Origin of the sequence: Micrococcus lylae NBRC 15355 (genome assembly GCF_001570885.1) — a bacterium.
In the GTDB taxonomy this organism is placed as follows: domain Bacteria; phylum Actinomycetota; class Actinomycetes; order Actinomycetales; family Micrococcaceae; genus Micrococcus; species Micrococcus lylae.
This window is the reverse complement of sequence record NZ_BCSN01000022.1, coordinates 13970-32399: the sequence shown is the minus strand read 5'-3', so window position 1 is coordinate 32399 and position 18430 is coordinate 13970. Positions and strand designations below refer to the sequence as shown.

The 18430-nt window shown below is 74.3% G+C and carries 13 protein-coding genes and 1 tRNA gene; 5 read left to right on the top strand and 9 right to left on the bottom strand.

What is annotated here, in order from left to right; genetic code table 11:
- Nucleotides 1-120: 120 nt before the first annotated feature.
- Nucleotides 121-1233, bottom strand: coding sequence for an NADH:flavin oxidoreductase/NADH oxidase (locus tag MLY01S_RS06265; protein ID WP_067190352.1), 1113 nt, complete (start codon nucleotides 1231-1233; stop codon nucleotides 121-123).
- Nucleotides 1234-1300: 67 nt separating this feature from the next.
- Between MLY01S_RS06265 and MLY01S_RS06260 the strand changes: the two genes are divergently transcribed.
- Nucleotides 1301-1609 (top strand): hypothetical protein, encoded by a 309-nt coding sequence (locus MLY01S_RS06260; RefSeq protein ID WP_067190350.1) that lies wholly within the window; start codon nucleotides 1301-1303, stop codon nucleotides 1607-1609.
- Between the two features lie 126 nt (nucleotides 1610-1735).
- Here the strand turns inward: MLY01S_RS06260 and MLY01S_RS06255 are convergent, their stop codons facing one another.
- From MLY01S_RS06255 to MLY01S_RS06230, 6 genes are all read right to left on the bottom strand, one after another.
- Nucleotides 1736-4783 (bottom strand): TspO-related membrane protein, encoded by a 3048-nt coding sequence (locus MLY01S_RS06255; protein ID WP_067190348.1) that lies wholly within the window; start codon nucleotides 4781-4783, stop codon nucleotides 1736-1738.
- A gap of 2 nt (nucleotides 4784-4785) precedes the next feature.
- The gene (locus MLY01S_RS06250) at nucleotides 4786-5382 is read right to left on the bottom strand and encodes a DedA family protein (protein WP_067190346.1); all 597 of its coding nucleotides are present in this window, start codon (nucleotides 5380-5382) and stop codon (nucleotides 4786-4788) included.
- Nucleotides 5379-6488, bottom strand: a complete 1110-nt coding sequence (locus MLY01S_RS06245; RefSeq protein WP_067190344.1) for a pseudouridine synthase — start codon at nucleotides 6486-6488, stop codon at nucleotides 5379-5381. The genes MLY01S_RS06250 and MLY01S_RS06245 overlap by 4 nt, the downstream gene beginning before the upstream one ends.
- A gap of 55 nt (nucleotides 6489-6543) precedes the next feature.
- Nucleotides 6544-7470 (bottom strand): DNA-formamidopyrimidine glycosylase family protein, encoded by a 927-nt coding sequence (locus tag MLY01S_RS06240; protein WP_067190342.1) that lies wholly within the window; start codon nucleotides 7468-7470, stop codon nucleotides 6544-6546.
- A 324-nt stretch (nucleotides 7471-7794) separates the two neighbouring features.
- A complete protein-coding gene (locus MLY01S_RS06235; protein WP_067190340.1) occupies nucleotides 7795-13221 on the bottom strand; it encodes an Lhr family ATP-dependent helicase in 5427 nt (1808 codons plus the stop codon).
- Entirely contained in the window at nucleotides 13214-13672 is a 459-nt protein-coding gene (locus tag MLY01S_RS06230; RefSeq protein ID WP_174520640.1) for a 23S rRNA (pseudouridine(1915)-N(3))-methyltransferase RlmH, read from the bottom strand. Before MLY01S_RS06230 ends, MLY01S_RS06235 begins: the two co-directional genes overlap by 8 nt.
- 92 nt (nucleotides 13673-13764) lie before the next feature.
- Here MLY01S_RS06230 and MLY01S_RS06225 point away from each other — a divergent pair, with 92 nt between their 5' ends.
- On the top strand, nucleotides 13765-14529 hold the full coding sequence (locus MLY01S_RS06225) for an enoyl-CoA hydratase/isomerase family protein (protein WP_067190338.1): 765 nt from the start codon (nucleotides 13765-13767) through the stop codon (nucleotides 14527-14529).
- A gap of 56 nt (nucleotides 14530-14585) precedes the next feature.
- Nucleotides 14586-15761 carry an alpha/beta hydrolase gene (locus tag MLY01S_RS06220; protein WP_067190336.1) on the top strand — a complete coding sequence of 392 codons (1176 nt, stop codon included), beginning with the start codon at nucleotides 14586-14588 and terminating at the stop codon, nucleotides 15759-15761.
- A gap of 62 nt (nucleotides 15762-15823) precedes the next feature.
- Here MLY01S_RS06220 and MLY01S_RS06215 read toward each other — a convergent pair.
- Nucleotides 15824-15911: transfer RNA gene (locus tag MLY01S_RS06215), tRNA-Ser, on the bottom strand.
- Nucleotides 15912-15978: 67 nt separating this feature from the next.
- Complete coding sequence (gene tadA, locus MLY01S_RS06210) at nucleotides 15979-16482, bottom strand: tRNA adenosine(34) deaminase TadA (RefSeq protein WP_280642907.1); 504 nt, start codon at nucleotides 16480-16482, stop codon at nucleotides 15979-15981.
- Between the two features lie 72 nt (nucleotides 16483-16554).
- Between tadA and upp the strand changes: the two genes are divergently transcribed.
- Together upp and MLY01S_RS06200 are read left to right on the top strand one after the other, a co-directional pair.
- Nucleotides 16555-17190 carry a uracil phosphoribosyltransferase gene (gene upp / locus MLY01S_RS06205; RefSeq protein WP_067190334.1) on the top strand — a complete coding sequence of 212 codons (636 nt, stop codon included), beginning with the start codon at nucleotides 16555-16557 and terminating at the stop codon, nucleotides 17188-17190.
- 400 nt (nucleotides 17191-17590) lie between these two features.
- The gene (locus MLY01S_RS06200) at nucleotides 17591-18361 is read left to right on the top strand and encodes a winged helix-turn-helix domain-containing protein (RefSeq protein WP_067190333.1); all 771 of its coding nucleotides are present in this window, start codon (nucleotides 17591-17593) and stop codon (nucleotides 18359-18361) included.
- Nucleotides 18362-18430: the final 69 nt, after the last annotated feature.

Genomic DNA, 18430 nt, shown 5'->3' with positions numbered 1-18430 from the left:
CGAACCGCCGGACACGGTCACCTCCGCAGTATCCGAATCCGCGTCCGGCGAACCGTCCTCCACAGGCGCTTCCCGACGACGCTGCCCCACCTCCGGCGGGGACGTCGCCTCCGTCGCGGCTCACCACTTGGCGCGGAAGTACTGCCGGGCCATCGGCACCTGCTCCTCGGGGACGTCCAGCTCGAGGGCGGCGGCGGTCGGCCAGTTCGGGTTCGCCAGGGCGGCGCGCCCCACGCAGACGGCGTCGGCGCGGCCGGCGGTCACCACGTCCGCCACCTCCTGCGCGCCGGTGAGCGAGCCGACGGCGGAGACGACGATCCCCTCGGTGCCCTCCTTCACAGCCGTGGCCAGCGGCACCTGGTAGCCGGGTCCCTTGGGGCCCTCGTAGGTGTCGCCGATGCCGGCCGAGGACAGGTCGAACCAGTGGACCTGTCCCTGCAGCTCCTGGGCGAGGCGGACGGTCTCCTCGATGCTCCAGCCGTCCTCGCGCCAGTCCGATCCGGAGATGCGGATGCCGAGGATCTTGTCCGCCGGCCAGACCTCGCGCACGGCGGCCACGATCTCCTTGAGGAAGCGGGTGCGGCCCTCGTAGTCCCCGCCGTACTCGTCGGTGCGGGTGTTGGTCAGCGGGGAGAGGAACTGGTGGATCAGGTAGCCGTGGGCGGCATGCAGCTGCACGGCACCGAACCCGGCGCGGTCGGCGCGCTCGGCGGCGTCGGCGAAGGCCTGGACGGTCTCGCGGATCTCGTCCACCTGCATCGCGTGGGTGCGGATCTCCATCGAGTTCGTGGGCACACCGGAGGGGGAGAGGGTCTCCCAGGAGTCGGGGCCCTCGAGGATCGGCTGTCCGGCCGGGACGCCCGGGTGCATGGGGACGGTGGAGGCCTTCGCCCCGGCGTGGCCGAGCTGGATGGCCGGCACGGCGCCGAGCTCGGCGATCTCGTCGCAGATCGGGGCCCAGGCCTGCGCCTGCTCGTCGTTCCAGAGGCCGGTGTCCCACGGGGAGATGCGGCCCTCCGGTGTCACGGCGGTCGCCTCGGCCACCACCATGCCGAAGCCGCCGGCCGCCCGTGCGGCGAGGTGCTGGAACTGCCAGCCGTGGGGGACGCCGTCGCGGGCCTCGCAGGAGTACTGGCACATCGGCGGCAGGATCAGGCGGTTGCGCAGGCGCACCCCGTTGATCTCGATCGGCTCGAACAGGGTGGGCGGGGTGACGGTGTCCTCAGCGGTCATGGGACTCACACTACGGCGGGGCGGCTGCGCGCCGGGAGGCTGTTCGCTGCCCGCCTACCCTGGTGTCATGCCCTCCTACCGCTGTCGCCTGCAGATCGGAGACCTCCTGCCCGGCCACCGGCCCGAAGAGGTCATGGACGTCGCGGAGGCGGCGCTGTCCGCCACACACCAGGTGGCGGCGAAGGACATCGAGGTGGTGTCCCGGGTGCCGCGCATCGTCCTGCGGATCACCGTGCCGGCCTCCCATCGGCGCGCCGAGGACGCCGAGGCCCGCCAGGCCGCCGTCACCATGGCGGAGGCGGTCGCAGGGGTGGCCGTCACGGGCCGGCTGGACGTGTTCCGCCGGGACGGCGGGCGCTGGATTCCGGTGGGCTGACGCCCGCTTCATTCCGGTGGGCTGACGCCCGATTCCCGACGACGGCCGCCCGTCTCGGATGGCCGGCCGCCGTCGTCATGCGGTCGCCTCCGTGGAGGTGGCCTGCGGCGTCAGGGCGCCGAGCCGTCAGCGGCGGCGCAGTTCCTTCTCGGCCTGGGTGATGCGGTAGCGGCGGGCGCCGGCGGCCATGATCACCAGGAACGCCGCGAAGATCGCGGGCAGGCCGATCAGCTCGGTCTGCTGGGCGCCCAGCGGTGCCGGGAGCAGCCGGGGTATCGCCAGCCACCCCATGGAGGCGGCGAACAGCAGGGCCACGGACATGCGGCCACGCTCGGTCAGCGCCAGGCGCAGCGCGGCGGCCACGGCCACCAGCAGGCCCGCCAGGCCCCACACCGACGGTGGGACGCCGGGGACGAACACGCCCCAGGCGTGCAGGGACAGGGCGACCATGGTGGGGGCGTACCCCACCAGGAAGCCGGCCAAGGCTCCCACGGTGCCGTCCGTGAAGAACCGCTCCCCTGCGGTGCGGGCGGTGGCGAGGTTGCACCCGCGCAGCGCGGCGGCCACGAACACGAGGGCTCCGAACCAGGCCACCACGGAGATCCCGGCGGGCATCAGGATGGTCAGGGGGAACCAAGCGGCCAGGCACAGCAGGGCGAGACCCACGAGCCAGCCGGTGCCGCGCTGGCGTGCGGCGTAGCCCTGACGTGGGCCCCACTGGTGCAGGGCGTACAGGCCGACCAGCGCGAACAGCAGCGGCCACGTCAGCACGTGGAGGAACAGCGGGGAGAGCACGGTGGTGCGCATGCCGTACAGGCCGTCATGGGCGGTCAGGTAGCCGCCGGAGCCGGGCAGATCGATGCCGAGCCGGCCGAGCAGCCCGATGCCCCAGGCCCCGGCCAGCATGAACACGGCCGCTGCTGCGGTCACGAACAGCTGGCGAGCGCGGTCCCCGCCATGGGCGCGGCCCTTCGGCTCCCGCACCGGCAGGTTGTACGGCGCGATGTAGGGGGCACGCTCGCCGTCCTGCTCGGGGTCCGGACGTCGGGCGGAGGCGGCCTCGACGGCACGGGCCTTGTTGGCCAGCCGGTCGCGGCGGCGCCACTCGGGCAGCACGGCCATCGCGCGCTCGACGAGCTCGTCGTCCGAGACGCGCTCGCCCACGTCCGCGAGCATCGGACGCGCCTCCGGGCCGGGGACGGACAGGGAACCGTCCAGCCGGTGCGCGGCGAGATGCAGGGCGCGGGTCTCGCGCTCCTGGTGCAGGCGGAGGCGCTCGGCCTCTTCGGCCTCGAGGCGGGCCTCCTCGGCGATCAGCCGGTCCTCCCAGCCGCGGGCGCGGGCCAGGGACGCGGCGGCGTAGGCACCCGCCCAGCGGCGGGCGCGGGCCCTCTCGGCGGCCAGCGCCTCGGCGGCCGCACGGGCCGCGGCCTCGCGCTCCTTGCGGCGGCGCTCGGCCTCCTCCGCGGCGAGACGGCGGCGCTCGGCCTCCTCGGCCTCACGTCTTCTGTCCCGCTCACGCTCCCACTCCTCTTCGCGGGCGCGGCGCTCGGCCTGGATGCGGGCTCGCTCGGCGGCTGCGGCGGCCTCGCGCTCGCGGCGGGCCGCCTCCTCGTTCTTGCGGCGCTCGGCCTCCGCGGCGGCGGCCGCCTTCTGGTCCTTCTTGGCGCGCCTGCGACGCTCTGCCTCCGCCTCCCGGCGGCGCTTGAGCTCGGCCTTGCGCTGCTCGGCCACGGCGGCGGCACGGCGCCGGCGGGCGGTCTCCTCGAGCCACTCCTGGGAGGCCTGGCGGCGGCGCTCCTCCTCCTGCGCGGCGGCGAGAGCGGCTGCGGCCTCCGTCTCGGCCTGACGCCGGCGGGCGTCCTCGATCGCGGAGGCGCGGGCCTCGGCCTCGGTCTGGACCGACTGCTGCTCCGCGGCACGGCGGGCCTGCTCGGCCTCCCAACGGGCCTGGCGGCGCTGCTCGGAGGCCGTCTGGCGCTCGCGCAGGGCGGCCAGGCGGTTCGCCTCCTCCTCGTCCTCGCGGGCGCGGGCGGCGGCCTCAAGCCGGGTCCACTCCTCGGCGCGGCGGCGTGCGGTCTCTGCGGCGTCGGCACGCCGACGCGCGGCCTCCTGGTGGCGCCTCTCCTCGGCCGCACGGCGCTTCTGCTCGGCTTGGGCGAGCTTCTCCGGGTCGGTCCCCTGCGGGATCAGGCGGCTGACCGGCGCGGCCAGCGGGGCGGTGAACCGCTCGATCGGCAGAGTCGGGCTGCCCAGGGAGTCGAGCACCTCGGACAGGCCCCGACGCTCGCGGGGCTCACGCTCGGCCCGCGGCGTGCTCTCGGCAAGGACCGCGTCGATCTCCGCCTGGCGCTGCCGCTCGAGCGCGGCCTGGCGCAGCCGCTCGATGTCCAGCGCGCGCTGGCGGGTCTGCTCCATCAGCTGGGCGCGCCGCTCGTCGTCCGCGGCGCGGCGCTCCTCCAGGCGGCGCTCCTCCGCCGCACGCAGGGCCTCCGCCTCGGTCTCGCGGCGGTGGCGCTCCTGGAGGTCCCGGCGTTCGGCCGCCTCCTCGACGGCGGCGAGCTCTTCGGCCCGGCGCGCTGCGGCGGCACGCGCCTGCTCGCGACGGGCGGCGGCCTGGGCCTCGGCCTTCTCGGCAGCAGCACGACGCCGGGCCTCGGCGGCCTTGGTCTTCTCCGGGTCCTGGACGGCCGGGAACAGGCGCGCCGCTGCGGCGTCCAGAGGCTTCGCCAGGCGGTTCAGGCGCGGGCTGCCGAGGGAGTCGAGGACGTCCGAGACGTCCCGACGGCGGCGCTCGCGGCGGGCCTTCGTCTCCGTGGTGTCCGTGGGCATCACCTCGCCGGAGAGGTACCGGCGGTGCTGCCTGAGCTCTTTCCGGGAGAGGCCTCCGGGGGCCGCCAGGGCCCGACGGGGACGGGCGCGGCGCGGCTGCTGAGGTGCCGGCGTCTCCTCGTCCGGGCTGTCCTGACCGTCCTGCGGGCGCAGGGCGTCGTCGGCGACGGACGCGGACGAGGCGACGGAGCCGTCGTCGGGAAGACGGAGCGGAGCGGACTCCGGGGAAGCCTCGGAGGGCTCCTGCGTGGCGCTCTCTGCCGCGGGGCGCGACGAGGTGCGGCGGCGGGCGCGCAGACGCTCCAGGGCGGCAGAGGACTCGGACTGGCGGTTCGGGTCCACGCTCACCCCTTCCCGGACCTGCGGCGGAGCGCCACGATCCCTGCGATCAGTGCTCCAGCAAGGGTACCCAACAGCATGCCGACCAGCGCCGACGCCCACCACGGCAGACCCGTCGCCGTCCCGGTGATCCAGCCCAGGCCCACCATGTAGACCGACCAGACCAACGCACCGAGACCCGAGAACCACAGGAACACGCGCCAGCGGATGCCGCCGATGCCGGCCGCGGCCACCGAGGCGGTGCGGCCGCCGGAGACGAAGCGGAGCACGAACAGCCCGGTCAGTGAGGTCTCCGGGCCGGCCTTCACCAGGAGTCGGCGGATGCCCTGGTGCACGGCACGTCCCCAGCGCCAGCGGTCCAGCAGGTCCGTCAGGCGGTAGCGGAACAGGGCATAGAGGCCGAGGTCGCCGGCCCAGCACCCCAGCCAGGCCGCCAGCACCGAGAGCACCGGGGACAGGGAACCGGCCGAGGCCAGGGCGCCGGAGCCGATCACGAACAGCTCTGAGGGCGTCGGAGGGAAGGGGGCGTCCACGGCGACCAGCAGGGCGGTCACCGGGTGGAACCACCAGCCGAGGGCGTCGAGCAGCTCCTGCGCGCTCACGCGGGACGCTCCTGCAGCTCGAACTCGGAGGTGAAGACACGGTCCCGGCCGGTCACCGGGTCCGTGAAGCGCAGTTCGCGGGCCAGCAGCTGCAGCGGTCGGGCGACGTCGTCCGGCGCGGCGTCCAGCAGGTCCGGGTAGAAGGGGTCGAACGCGATGCCCAGGCCCAGGGCGGCCAGGTGGATGCGCAGCTGGTGGGTGCGGCCCGTGCGCGGATGCAGGCGGAAGTGCGCCACCTCGGCGCCGGCCAGCGTCCCGGCCGAGCGGCCCGTGGCCAGCAGCTCCACGTGGGTCTCCGCGTTGGCGCCGGCATGGGAGAGGTTCGACTTCTTCGTCCTCACCTCGGCACCGGCAGCCCGGCCGGAGGCAGAGACGGGGACGTCCTCCACCACGGAGCGCAGGATGCCCTTGTCTTTGCGGATGCGGGAGCGGACGGTCAGGGGGAACCGGTCCAGCACGGGGGCGCCGACGCCGTCCTGCCGCGGTGCGGCCCCGCCGGAGGCGAGGGTCGAGGCCGAGGGGAGGGGGCCGTCGTCGGGAAGGCGGTCCAGGGTGCCGGGCGGCAGCGCGGACACGGCCTCGTAGACCTTGCGGGCGCGGCGGCGCTCGAAGAGCAGGTGGTAGGCGCCGCGGGTGGCGGGGTTCGCGGAGAACATGACCACGCCGGCGGTGGCGCGGTCCAGGCGGTGCAGGGGGACCAGGTCGTCCAGGCCGAGCTCGTTGCGCAGGCGCACCAGGGCGGTCTCCTGGATGAAGCGGCCACCGGGGGTGGTGGGCAGAAAGTGCGGCTTGTCGATCACCACGAGGTGTTCGTCCCGGTGCAGGAGCCGGTGCCGCACCGGCAGCGGCTCCTCCTGCGGCAGGTCCCGGTAGTACCAGATGAACTCGTGGACGCCGAGGGGCGTGGCGGCGGTCAGCGCTGTGCCGTCCGCGGCCACCACCTCGCCGCGGGCGAAGCGGCCGCGGATGCCGTCCGGGTCCACGTGGCCGAAGCGGGAGACCAGATGCTCCTGCACGGTGCCGGCCGCCTCCGGGCCCGTCATGGGCAGGCGCAGGCGCGTGGCGTTGACGCCCTGGCGGACGGGCAGCGGAGAGGGAAGGGGCACGGTGTCCATCCTCCCAGACCCCGGCCGTGGGTGGGGCTACATCTGCGCCCGCACTTCATCGCTGGCAGGTGCGGCACCAGAACAGGCGGCGGGAGTCGTCCTCCGGGGAGCCGAACTCCTCCCGGGCGACCGGTCCGCGGCAGCGCAGGCACCCCTGCCGCTCGCGCCCGTAGACCCAGTAGTTGGGGGTGCGCGGCGCTGGCGGGGAGCCCAGGAGCACCTCCACTCCGAAGGGGGCGGCCGGGTTCGGCCTGACCCCGGTGGTCCGCCGAGGGCGTGACGACGACGGTGCGTACGGCGGGCAGTTCGCCTGCAGCAGTCTGCGGTTCAGTTCGATCAGTCCTGGCACGTCCTGGACCTCGCCGATCGGGCGGTGCGGGTCGATCCTGGCCAGCAGCAGCGACTCGCATCGGTAGATGTTGCCGATGCCGGAGACCAGGCGCTGGTCCAGCAGCGCCAGCCCCACGGGCCGGGCGGGGTCCGCGGTGAGGCGGGCGACGGACTCGGTGAGGAGGAGGTCGGCGGGGCGCAGGCCGTCCGGGCCGGGTGGGACGTCCCAGGCCGGGTCCAGCAGGTCCGGGCCGAGGAAGCCGAGGCGCTGCTGCTCGTCTGCGGTGCGGATCAGCTCCAGCAGGCCCAGCTGGGCCCCGACGAACCGGTGCTCGGCCGTCTCCAGGAGTGCGCGGATCTGCCAGCCGGGAGCGGGCCAGCGGTCGGTCAGGGCGGTGGCGATCCAGCGTCCCTCCATCTTCAGGTGGCTCAGGAGGGTGAGCGGCTCGGCGGCCTCGGCGGCGCGGTCGGCCGGCGGGGTGAGGCGGATCAGCAGGTACTTCGCGCGGGGCTCCACGGCGGCGACCGTCCACCCGGTCAGGTCCGCGGTGGCGTGGGCGGGCACGCGCAGCTCGGCGCGGGTGAGCGCGCGGCCGGCCAGCAGCGGCCGCAGCCGGTGCGCCAGGCGGAAGAGGGAATCGCCTTCGGGCATGGGGCCGAGGCTACCGCTGCGATGAACCCCTCGTTCCGACCCAGAGCCTGCCGGATGTACCCCTCGTTCCGATCCAGAGCCTGCCAGGAGCGCTCTGTTTCGGATCGAGGGTGTCCGGGAGTGGGGCGTCCCGGCGCCTACGCCTTCGTTCCGATCCAGAGCCTGCCAGGAGCGCTCTGTTTCGGATCGAGGGTGTCCGGGAGTGCTCTGTTTCGGATCGAGGGTGTCCGGGAGTGGGGCGTTCCGGCGCCTACGCCTTCGTTCCGATCTAGAGCCTGCCAGGAGTGCTCTGTTTCGGATCGAAGGCTTCCGCATGGGGCAGGCTCACCCCCGGTACCGCAGCCCCGACGGGCTCGAGTAGAACCCGGCGGCCAGCATCGCCTCGGCCAGCGGGGTGCCCAGCAGCGGCCCGCCGTTGAGCTTCTCCAGCGCCAGCTTCTCGGTCTTTGCCTGCCGCAGCGCGTGCACGAGCGCCCCCGCGGCCGCCTGCAACGCCGCCCGATCATCCGAGAAAGCCAGCAGCGTCCGTCCGCCGCGCTCCACGTAGAGCGCCAGCGCGCCCTCGACGAGCACCACGATCGCCCCCGCCTTGCGTCCCGGCCGCTGTCCGGTGGGCGGCACCCCGTCCGGCCCGGCGGGCACGGCCGGCCAGTCCAGGGCCGCACCGTAGGGGTTGGCCGGGTCGGTCGCCGCCAGCGCCCACGCGGCCGGGCCACGCTCCTGCGTCCTGCGCCCGCTTCCCGACGACGGCCCCGCACCCGCCGCGGCCCGCGACGGTCCCAGCGGGCTCACCTCGCCCGCACCCCAGGAGCCTGCCCAGGTATCGGCACCGGCGTCACCGAGCTGCGACACCTCGCCTGAGGCGACGTCGTCCGACGCGGGGGAGGGGCCGTCGCCGTCCTTCTGGAACTGACGGAGCCGGTCCACCACCGCGCCGGTGGAGAACTGGGCGCCGCCGAGGCGGTCCACGAAGTGGCCACGCCGCACCTGCGCGGCCTCCTCCATGCGGGTGAGCAGCCGGTACTGACCGGCGAAGCCGCCGGGGACCTCCTCGGCCACCACGGAACCGCAGGTGATCACGCCGTAGCGGTCCAGCAGCAGCTCGGCGGTGGCGTGGGCGCGCAGGGTCGGGTCCGGCTCCGGGGCCATGAGCAGGGACCAGCGGCCGGCCGCCCGCGCGGTCTGGGCCGCGGACATCCCCGCCAGCCCGGGGGAGAGGTCCTCGGACCGTCCGCGGACGCCGGCGAGCCCCGCGTACCGGCCACGCCCGCGCACCCCGGCCAGGCGTCCGGACAGCCTGCGGCCGCCCGTGCCGGTGGGACCGAGGCCCCCGCCGAGGCGGGCGGTGCGGGCCCGGGGCGTCTGCCGACCGGTGCGGTGCGCCGTCTTGCCCGCCGACAGCAGGCCGCGGACGGGCGCGAAGGTGTCGTTGCCGACCTTCCCGGACCAGACGAGCTGCCAGAGGGCGTCGAGGACGTCGGGGCCGTTCGCGGCCGGGCGGGCGGCGCGCACGCGCTCGACGAGCGGGCCGAAGAACCAGGCGCCGCCGCCGGAGAGGACCTCGAGGACGGCGGCCTGCAGGGCGGTGTGCTCGGGCGCTGCCGCAGGCGTCTCTCCGGTGGACCGGACACCGCCGCCGGAGCCGTCCGCGGGCCCGCCTGCGCCCACGGCCCCGTCCTCCGGCTCGGGCAGGCGCAGGGTCAGGTCCGCGGCGTCGGCGGGGTGCAGGGCGACCCAGCCGTCGTTGCCGGTGCCGGGGGCCACCCCGGACCACACGTATTCGCCGGTGGAGAGCAGCTCGTCCAGCATGCTCGGCGTGTAGTCGCGGACGCGGGCCGGCAGCACGTGGGACTCCCAGGCGCTCGCCGGCAGGGGCATGCCGGCCAGCTGGTCCAGCACCACGGCCACCCCGTCCACGCCCTCGAGGGTGGCGGTGCCGGCCCGGCCGGGCCTGGCCCGCAGGTGCTGCCAGTCCGCGAGGAACCGGGCGTATGCGGCCTGGTCCACCGGCTCGACCTCGGCGCGCAGCGCGGCGAGGGAACGCCTGCGGATCCGCCGCAGCACCTCGGCGTCGCACCACTCGGCGTCCGGGCCGGCGGCCCCGGGGGTGCCCTCCGGCCGGAAGGCGCCCTGGGCCACACGGCGCTCGGAGGCCAGTCGCTGCAGCACCGGCACCACCACAGCCGCCCCGAGGCCAAGCGCGAACGCCGCCTCGTCCGCCGTGAACGGGCCATGCGTGCGGGCGTACCGGGAGACGAGGTCCCCGAGCGGGTCCTCCACCGGGTCCAGGAACGCCACCGGCACGCCCATCGGCAGGGGCACGCCCAGGGCGTCGCGCAGGCGGGCGGCGTCCTCCACCGCGGCGAAGCGCTCCACCCCGCCGTGCCGGAACCGGAACGCGCGCCCGGTGCGGGTCAGCTCGTCCAGGTGGGCCAGAGCGGTCTCCGGGGAGGCCGCTCCACGGCCGTCCTCCGACCTGGCCCCCGCCTCCGGCGAGGCGGCGGGCTCGGGTGGGCGCCCGTCGTCGTGGCCCTCCTCCGGCGCCGAGACGGCCTCCTCACCCTCCGGCGCCGAGGCGGCCTCCTCACCCTCCGATGGGGCGGGCTCCTCTCCCTCCGGCCGCAGCCGCGCGGCGGCCTCGGCCGGGCTCAGCGGGCCGACCAGCCGCAGCAGGTCCGCCACGCCCTCGAGCCCGCGCACGCGCCTGTCCGGGGAGAGCCGCTGCAGGTCCCGCTCCACGGCGTCGATGACGTCCGCGTCCAGCAGCTCGCGCAGCTGGGCGGTGCCGAGCAGCTCGTTGAGCAGGGCCGGGTCCAGGGACAGGGCGGCGGCCCGCCGCTCGGCCAGGGGCGAGTCGCCCTCGTAGATGAACTGCGCCACGTAGCCGAACAGCAGGGACTGCGCGAACGGAGACGGGCTCGGCGTGGTCACCTCCACCAAGCGCACCGAGCGGTCGGCGATCCGACCGGCCACGTCCTTCAGCGCCGGCAGGTCGTAGACGTCCTGCAGCACCTCGCGAACGGTCTCCAGGATCACCGGGAAGTCCGGGTGCTTGCGGGCCACGTCCAGCAGCTGCGCCGACCGCTGCCGCTGCTGCCACAGCGGGGTCCGTTTGCCGGGGTTCTGGCGCGGCAGCAGCAGGGCGCGGGCGGCGTTCTCCCGGAACCGCGCGGCGAACAGCGCCGAGCCGCCGACCTCTGCGGTGACGATCTCCTCCAGCTCCTCTGCCGTGAACTCGAACAGCTCCGCGCCGGGCGGGTCCCCGTCCATGAGCGGCAGGCGCAGCACGATCCCGTCGTCCGCGGCCATGGCGGCGCCGGAGCTCGTCTCGATCCCGAACCGCTGGTGCAGGCGTGCGCCCACCGCCAGTGCCCAGGGGGCGTGCACGGCCATGCCGAAGGGGGAGTGGAGCACGATCCGCCAGTCGCCCAGCTCGTCCGTGAACCGCTCCACCGCCAGTGTCTTCTCCGTGGGCAGCTGTCCGGTGGCCTCGCGCTGCTCACGCAGGTAGGTCAGCAGGTTCTCCTGCGCCCAGTCGTCCAGACCGGCCTCGGCCAGGCGCGTCCCGGCGGTCTCCGGGTCCGCGTCCACGGCACGGCGGAAGGCGCCCACCGCCTCGCCGAGCTCGGCCGGACGCCCGGCGGCGTCGCCGCGCCAGAACGGCAGCCGCCCGGGCTCGCCGTAGGCCGGCAGCACGAGCACCCGGTCCGCGGTGATGTCCACGATCCGCCAGCTGGTCGCCCCCAGCAGGATCACGTCCCCCACACGGGACTCGTAGACCATCTCCTCGTCGAGCTCGCCCACGCGCCGCCCGCCGGAGCGGGCGGAACCGGCGTCACCGCGGCCGGAAGCGGACTCGCCGGTGTCCCCGTCGGCCGCGCCGGGGGCCCCGGACTCGGACCCGCCGTCCGAGGCCAGGAACACCCCGAACAGGCCGCGGTCCGGGATGGTGCCGCCGGAGGTCACGGCCAGCCGCTGCGCCCCCGGGCGGGCGGTCAGCGTGCCGGCCTCCCGGTCCCACAGGATGCGCGGGCGCAGCTCGGCGAACTCGTCCGAGGGGTACTTGCCGGCCAGCAGGTCCAGCACGGAGGCGAACGCCGCGTGCGGCAGTGTGGCGAACGGTGCGGCCCGGCGCACCAGGTCGAACCACTCCTCGGCCTCCAGGTCCTGCACCGCCACGGCGGACACGGTGTGCTGGGCCAGGATGTCCAGCGGGTTCGCCGGGATCCGCAGCGCCTCGATCCGCCCGGCCCGCATCCGCTCCGTCACCACCGCGGTGTCCACCAGGTCCCCGCGGTGCTTGGGGAAGAACACGCCGCGGGAGACCTCGCCCACCTGGTGTCCGGCACGGCCCACGCGCTGCAGCCCAGAGGCCACGGACGGCGGCGACTCCACCTGGATCACCTGGTCCACCGCGCCCATGTCGATGCCCAGCTCCAGCGAGCTGGTGGCCACCACGCACCGGATCCGTCCGGTCTTCAGCGCCTCCTCCACGATCGCCCGCTGCTCCTTGGACACCGAGCCGTGGTGCGCACGGGCGAAGTCCGAGACCGTCCCGGAGTCCGCGCCGGCGCCGCCCATCAGCTGCGCGGGTGCGGGCCTCGTGGTCGCCGGGCCCAGCCCGGTCGCCTCGGTCAGGACGTCCCCGAGGCGGACGGGGGCGCGGTCGGCGGGCCGGGGTGAGGGGCCGTCGTCGTCCCCCTCATCCCCGACGACGGCACCCGCCTCCGCCTGGGTCCTGGCCGCCTCCTGGCGTGCTTCCCAGATCTCGTTGAGCCGTCCGGTGAGGCGCTCGGCCAGGCGGCGGGAGTTCGCGAAGACCAGGGTGGAGCGCCGCCGGGACACCAGATCCACGATCCGCTCCTCCACATGCGGCCAGATCGAGCCGCCGAGGGGCTCGGGGGCCCCCGCTCCGGCAGTGCCGGCCGGCCCGCCGAGCGCATCCGGGGCGCCCGCCGCCCCTCCCGGGGCGGTGCCCGGCTGCGGCGGCAGGGACAGGTCCGTCATGTCCGGCACCGGCACGGTCACGGTGAGGTCCCAGCGCTTCTCGGAGACCGGACGCACCACGTCCACCGGCTGGACGCCGCCGAGAAACCGGGCGACCTCGGAGGCCGGTTCCACCGTGGCGGACAGGCCGATGCGCTGGACGGGCTTGTCCAGCATCGCGTCCAGGCGCTCGAGGGACAGGGCCAGGTGGGCGCCGCGCTTGGTGCCGGCCACCGCGTGGACCTCGTCCACGATCACCGTGCGCACCCCCGCCAGCGCCGAGCGGGCACGCGAGGTGAGCATCAGATACAACGACTCCGGGGTGGTGATGAGGATCTCCGGCGGGTCCTGCACCAGGCGTCGACGCTCGGCGGCCGGGGTGTCCCCGGAGCGCACGCCCACCCGGATGTCCGGAACCTCCTGACCGGCGTTGCGGGCGGTCTGCGTGATGCCGATCAGCGGGGCGCGCAGATTCCGCTCCACGTCCACGCCGAGCGCCTTCAGCGGAGAGATGTAGAGGACCTTGGTGGGCGCCGCGTCCCCCTCCGCCACGGGCTCGCGGAGGAAGCCGTCCAGGGCCCAGAGGAAGGCGGAGAGGGTCTTGCCGGAGCCGGTCGGGGCGATCACCAGGGCGTTGCGGCCGGAGGACACCGCCTCCCAGGCGCCGAGCTGCGCGGCGGTGGGGGCGGCGAAGGCGCCGGTGAACCAGGTGCGGGTGTGGGCGGTGAACCGGCCGAGGACGGCCTCGGCCTGGGGCTCAGACATGGTGGTACGGCCGTCCTGCGGAGATCTCCTGGGCGCGGTAGACCTGCTCGGCGAGGATCAGACGGACCAGCTGGTGGGGAAAGACCAGGCCGGACAGGGACCACACGCGGTTCGCGCGGGCGTGGACCGTCTCGTCCACCCCGTAGGCGCCCCCGATGACCACCGTGACCGGCCTGCCCACGTCGAACTGCTGCTGCAGGTGCGCGGCCAGGCCGGGGGAGTCGAAGCCCTTGCCGCGCTCGTCCAGCAGCACCACGTGCTCGGCCGGGGTGATCTTCGCCAGGATGCGCTCGGACTCCTCGGTGCGGGCGGACTCGTCCTGCCGGGAGGAGTGGGGCAGCAGCTGCCACGTGAGGTCGTAGGGCTTCTTCAGACGCCTCTCATACCGGGTGATCCCCTCGGACACCCAGGACTCGTGCTTCTTGCCGACGGCCAACACCTTCACGGACATGCGTCCCATCATGGCACCCGCCCCGGACGGGGTGGCAGGTCCCCGTGGGGCTGCGTCGACACGGACGCCCGGCACCTGGTGGAATCGGGGCCATGGAGAGCATCGTCCGCACCGAGCAGCACGGCCCGGCCGCCGTGGTGACCATCGACCTTGCCGAGGCGCACAACGCCCTGGACCGCCACGCCATGGCGGAGCTGGCGGAGGCGGTCCGGTCCGCGGCCCGTTCGCCGCAGGTCCGGGCCGTGATCCTCACCGGCGCCGGCGGCCGTGCCTTCTGCGCCGGGTTCCGTCTCGGCACGATGGACGAGGAGGCGGAACGGGACCCGGAAGGCACCGTCATGGCGGCGGTCGCCGGGATGATCCGCGCGGTCCTCGAAGCCCCGGTCCCCGTCATCGCCGCGGTGGAGGGCGCCGCCGCCGGTGTGGGTGCCTCGCTGGCCGTGGCCGCCGACCTGGTGGTGGCGGGCGAGTCCGCGTACCTGCTGCTGCCCTTCGGGAAGGTCGGCCTGGTGCCGGACGGAGGCATCGTGCAGACGCTCGCCGAGAGCCTGGGCCGTCACCGGGCCATGGACCTGATGCTGCGGCAGCGTCGACTGCCTGCCGGCGAGGCCGCGCAGGCCGGGCTGGTGTCGGAGGTCGTCCCGGACGGATCCGCCGTGGCCACGGCAGTGACCTGGGCCGAGGCCCTCGCGCAGACCCCGCGGCAGGCGCTCGTCGAGACGAAGGCGGCCGTCAATCGCCGCACCGTGGATCTGGTGGAGGAGACCCTTGCGGCGGAGAGCCGCGTCCAGGCGGAGCTGCTGAGGACGCAGGAGCACCGTGCCCGGGTCGCCGCGTTCCTCGGACGCGGTCGCTGAGGGGAGCCGCCATGGAGGACAGGGGCAGGACGCCTGCGCAGGAAGAGGACACGGCCATGGGTCCCTCGGGGGCTCACGGCCGTGCCGTGGGTTCCCGACGACGGCGGCGCGCCGCCGGCGGGGACGTCGCCCGCCGCCGTGTGCTGGGGTGGGGGATCGGCGCCGTGGTGGCCGCCGTCCTCGCCTGGGTGGGTGTGCTCGTGCACCGCTGGTTCCAACGGGAGGTGGTGGGCGTCGGCCCACGCGCGATCGCCTCCCGCGAGGACATGACGATCTTCAGCGGTTTCCGCTATGCCCAGCAGGCCGGCCAGGGCGGCGTGATGGACGTGTACGTCCCGCGCGGCGAGGGGCCCTTCCCCGTGCTGATGTGGACCTACGGCTCCGGCTGGACCTCGGACCGCGGCAACGTCGGCGGCGAACGCATCGCCGAGGCACTGATCCCGCACGGCTACGCGGTGGCGGCGTTCTCCGTCCGCAACTCCGGGCAGGGCCGCTTCCCCTCCCACGTGCATGACGCCAAGGCCGCCGTCCGCTGGCTGCGGGCCTATGCCGCGGACCTGAAGCTGGACCGCGAGCGCATCGCCATGGGCGGCAACTCCTCCGGCGGCTGGATCGCCATGATGACCGGCGTGACGGCGGGCCTGCCGCGCTTCGAGGGTCAGGTCGGCGGGGTCTGGGACCGTCCGTCCGACGTGCAGGCGGTGGTCAACTTCTTCGCGCCCATCGACTTCCTCACCATGGACGGCCAGATGCTGCCCGGTGCCTGCAAGTCCTTCAACAAGGGGCTCGGCATCACCGAGTGCCACTCGGACGCCGAGGGCTTCGAGTCCCGCATGCTCGGCGTCCCCGTGAAGGAGAACCCGCAGCTCGTCCACGAGGCCAGCCCGCGCACCTACATCGGCTCCCGCACCCCGCCGACGCTGATCGTGCACGGCACCCGTGACACCGTGGTGCCGCACCAGCAGAGCCGAGACCTCTACGACGACCTCGTGCGCGCGGACGTGCCCAGCGTCTTCTATGAGGTCCACGGCGCCGGTCACGTGGTGGACCTGGCCAGGGACACCGCCGTCACCACCTCCACGGTGCACCAGCACCGCGTGCCGCTGGCCGGGCGGCGGGAGCACTTCTCCTGGGACGCGGTCGCCGCCTTCCTGGACGTCCAGATGCCGGTCGCGGCAGCGCCAGGGCAGACGGGCCCGCAGCGGGTGGGGCCGTCGTCGCGAAGCCGCTGAGGCGAAGGCCCGGGCATGACGAAGGCCCCGCCTCCCAGAGGAGGCGGGGCCTTCGTTCGGCGCGGTGACGGTGGGATTTGAACCCACGGTACGGGGTTACCGTACACAGCATTTCGAGTGCTGCACCTTCGGCCGCTCGGACACGTCACCAGACTGGTGCAGACTACCCGAGACCCTCTGCCGACCCCAAACCGGGCGGCGGGGGCTGGGGCGGCGTTCAGCCCCTGCGGGCGGCGAAGAAGTCGCGGAGCAGGCGGGTGCACTCGTCCTCCCGGACGCCGGCGCGCACCTCGGCCTGGTGGTTGAACCGGGGGTCCCGCAGCACGTCCACCACGGAGCCGCAGGCGCCGGCCTTCGCGTCCCAGGCGCCGAACACCACGCGGGGGATCCTGGCGAGCAGCACGGCGCCGGCGCACATGGGGCAGGGCTCGAGGGTGACCACCAGAGTGCAGTCCTCCAGTCGCCAGCCGTCCGCACTCCCGTCGGCCTGCCGAACGGCCACGGCACGGCGCAGGGCGAGCACCTCGGCGTGGGCGGTGGGGTCGTGGACCTGCTCGCGCTCGTTGCCGGCGGAGGCGATCACCTCGCCGTCCGGCCCTACGACGACGGCCCCGATCGGCACGTCTCCGGCCTCACCGGCCGCGCGGGCCGCCTCGAGGGCGACGCCCATCCAGGCGTGTTCGGCCGGGCGCTCGTCGAGGGGGAGAGGGGAGTCGGTCACCGCTCCAGCCTACGGTCCGGTCGGGCGGTCCGGAGCCCGCCACCGGGACGGAGGCCCCGGTAGATTGGAGGCATGCGCGTACATGTCGTCGACCACCCGCTGGTGGCCCACAAGCTCACGATCCTCCGGGACAAGAACACCCCGTCGATGATCTTCCGTCAGCTCACCGAGGAGCTCGTCATGCTGCTCGGCTACGAGGCCACCCGTGGCGTGGCTGTGGAGCCGCGGGAGATCGAGACCCCGGTGTCGAGGATGACCGGCACCCAGCTGAAGCGGCCGCGTCCGCTGATCGTCCCGATCCTCCGTGCCGGTCTCGGCATGCTCGAGGGCATGGTCAAGATGGCCCCCTCCGCCGAGGTGGGCTTCCTGGGCATGGCCCGCAACGAGGAGACGCTGGACATCGTCACCTACGCCGAGCGCCTGCCGAACGACCTGACGGGCCGTCACGTGATCGTGCTGGATCCGATGCTCGCCACCGGCGGCACCCTGGTCGAGGCCATCCGCTTCCTGTACGAGCGGGGCGCCGAGCGCGTCACCTGCGTGTGCCTGCTGGCCGCGCCGGAGGGCATCGAGCGCCTGGAGAAGGGCATCGAGGGCCTCGAGGTGGACCTCTACCTGGCTGCGATCGATGAGCGGCTGAACGAGAAGTCCTACATCGTCCCGGGCCTCGGCGACGCCGGCGACAGGCTCTACGGCCTCGCGGAGTGAGAGCAGTGTGAGGTGGTCCGCTCTGTAACACTCCGGGCGAATGTTTCATCCATCAGGCGGACCGGAGCGGCTTCCGGAAGGGCCCGGCACCCATTGGGTGCCGGGCCCTTCTGCATGTGCGTGCATAGTTCTTCGGTGCCGCAGAGTGGCAACGGGTGCCGTTCTTCGGAAAACGCCCGGTCAGCGAGTTCTCGGCCGGAAAGTCGCCTGGAAGGTTATGCAGGCGCCTCAATAGTGAGCTTGGCCACGATCAGCCGCCAAGCGTCTCGTCAGGTGAGACGAGCGGCCTTGTGTTACTTGCCGGATCCTTGTGTGACGACACATTCTTGTCATGTGACACGGCGCCGGACTCCACGCCGGCGACCGCACCACCACCCGTCTCGTCAGGAAGAGCAGTCCCATGGGCGACACCGCAGGCTACGTTCACATCTCGGTCCGGAATGCGCAGCGTCGAGCTGCCATGCACTCCCACGCGCCGAACCTGCGGCTGGCGTCCGCCCATGAGGACCATCCGACGACCCATCCGGCGGCGGTGTTGGCCCCCCGCGGCGGCGGCCCCCAGCCGGTCTCCCGGGAGAACGAGGCCCGGGGCTTCGTCCTCTACGTGGGCATGGACGAGCTGTCCGCCTCCGCAGCCGGAACCTCTCTGACCCGCCTGGCCAACGAGCTGCGCCACTATGTGGAGTCGCTCGTCCCCGGCGCCGAGTCCCACGCCGCCGTGGCCATCGCCCCGGCCGGCGCGGAGGGGTCGGATCTCGAGGTCGTCCGCCAGGTGCTCGGCGACCCGACCATCCAGTCGGCCGTCCGCCCCGAGCTCGCGCAGGCCCCGGCGCCCGTCTCCACCCGTCAGCCGGGCATCCTCATCGACCTGTCCCGTCGCGAGGTGCAGCTGGACGGGGAGGCGCTGAACCTTACCTTCAAGGAGTTCGAACTCCTCAACTACCTCGTGGAGAACGACCAGCGCACGGTCGGTCGCGAGGAGCTGCTCGAGGCTCTCTGGAAGAACTCGGACGAGACCCCGAACGAGCGCACCATCGACGTCCACATCCGCCGGCTGCGCGCTAAGCTCGGCCGCCTCTCCAGCACCGTCCGCACGGTGCGCGGCCAGGGCTACCGCTTCTACCGCCATCCCGAGGTCGTCGTCTGGGCTGCCCCGGAGTACAGCATCTGACCTGCCCGCCGCCACGTGGCGGCCCTTGGCGACGACGGCCCCTCGCCCTGCGCGGGCGAGGGCCGTCTC

Coding starts and splice junctions, on each gene's coding strand:
- MLY01S_RS06265 (WP_067190352.1), bottom strand. CDS start 1,233: ATGACCGCTGAGGACACCGTCACCCCGCCCACCCTGTTCGAGCCGATC.
- MLY01S_RS06260 (WP_067190350.1), top strand. CDS start 1,301: ATGCCCTCCTACCGCTGTCGCCTGCAGATCGGAGACCTCCTGCCCGGC.
- MLY01S_RS06240 (WP_067190342.1), bottom strand. CDS start 7,470: ATGCCCGAAGGCGATTCCCTCTTCCGCCTGGCGCACCGGCTGCGGCCG.
- MLY01S_RS06235 (WP_067190340.1), bottom strand. CDS start 13,221: ATGTCTGAGCCCCAGGCCGAGGCCGTCCTCGGCCGGTTCACCGCCCAC.
- MLY01S_RS06230 (WP_174520640.1), bottom strand. CDS start 13,672: ATGTCCGTGAAGGTGTTGGCCGTCGGCAAGAAGCACGAGTCCTGGGTG.
- MLY01S_RS06225 (WP_067190338.1), top strand. CDS start 13,765: ATGGAGAGCATCGTCCGCACCGAGCAGCACGGCCCGGCCGCCGTGGTG.
- MLY01S_RS06220 (WP_067190336.1), top strand. CDS start 14,586: ATGGGTCCCTCGGGGGCTCACGGCCGTGCCGTGGGTTCCCGACGACGG.
- upp (WP_067190334.1), top strand. CDS start 16,555: ATGCGCGTACATGTCGTCGACCACCCGCTGGTGGCCCACAAGCTCACG.
- MLY01S_RS06200 (WP_067190333.1), top strand. CDS start 17,591: ATGGGCGACACCGCAGGCTACGTTCACATCTCGGTCCGGAATGCGCAG.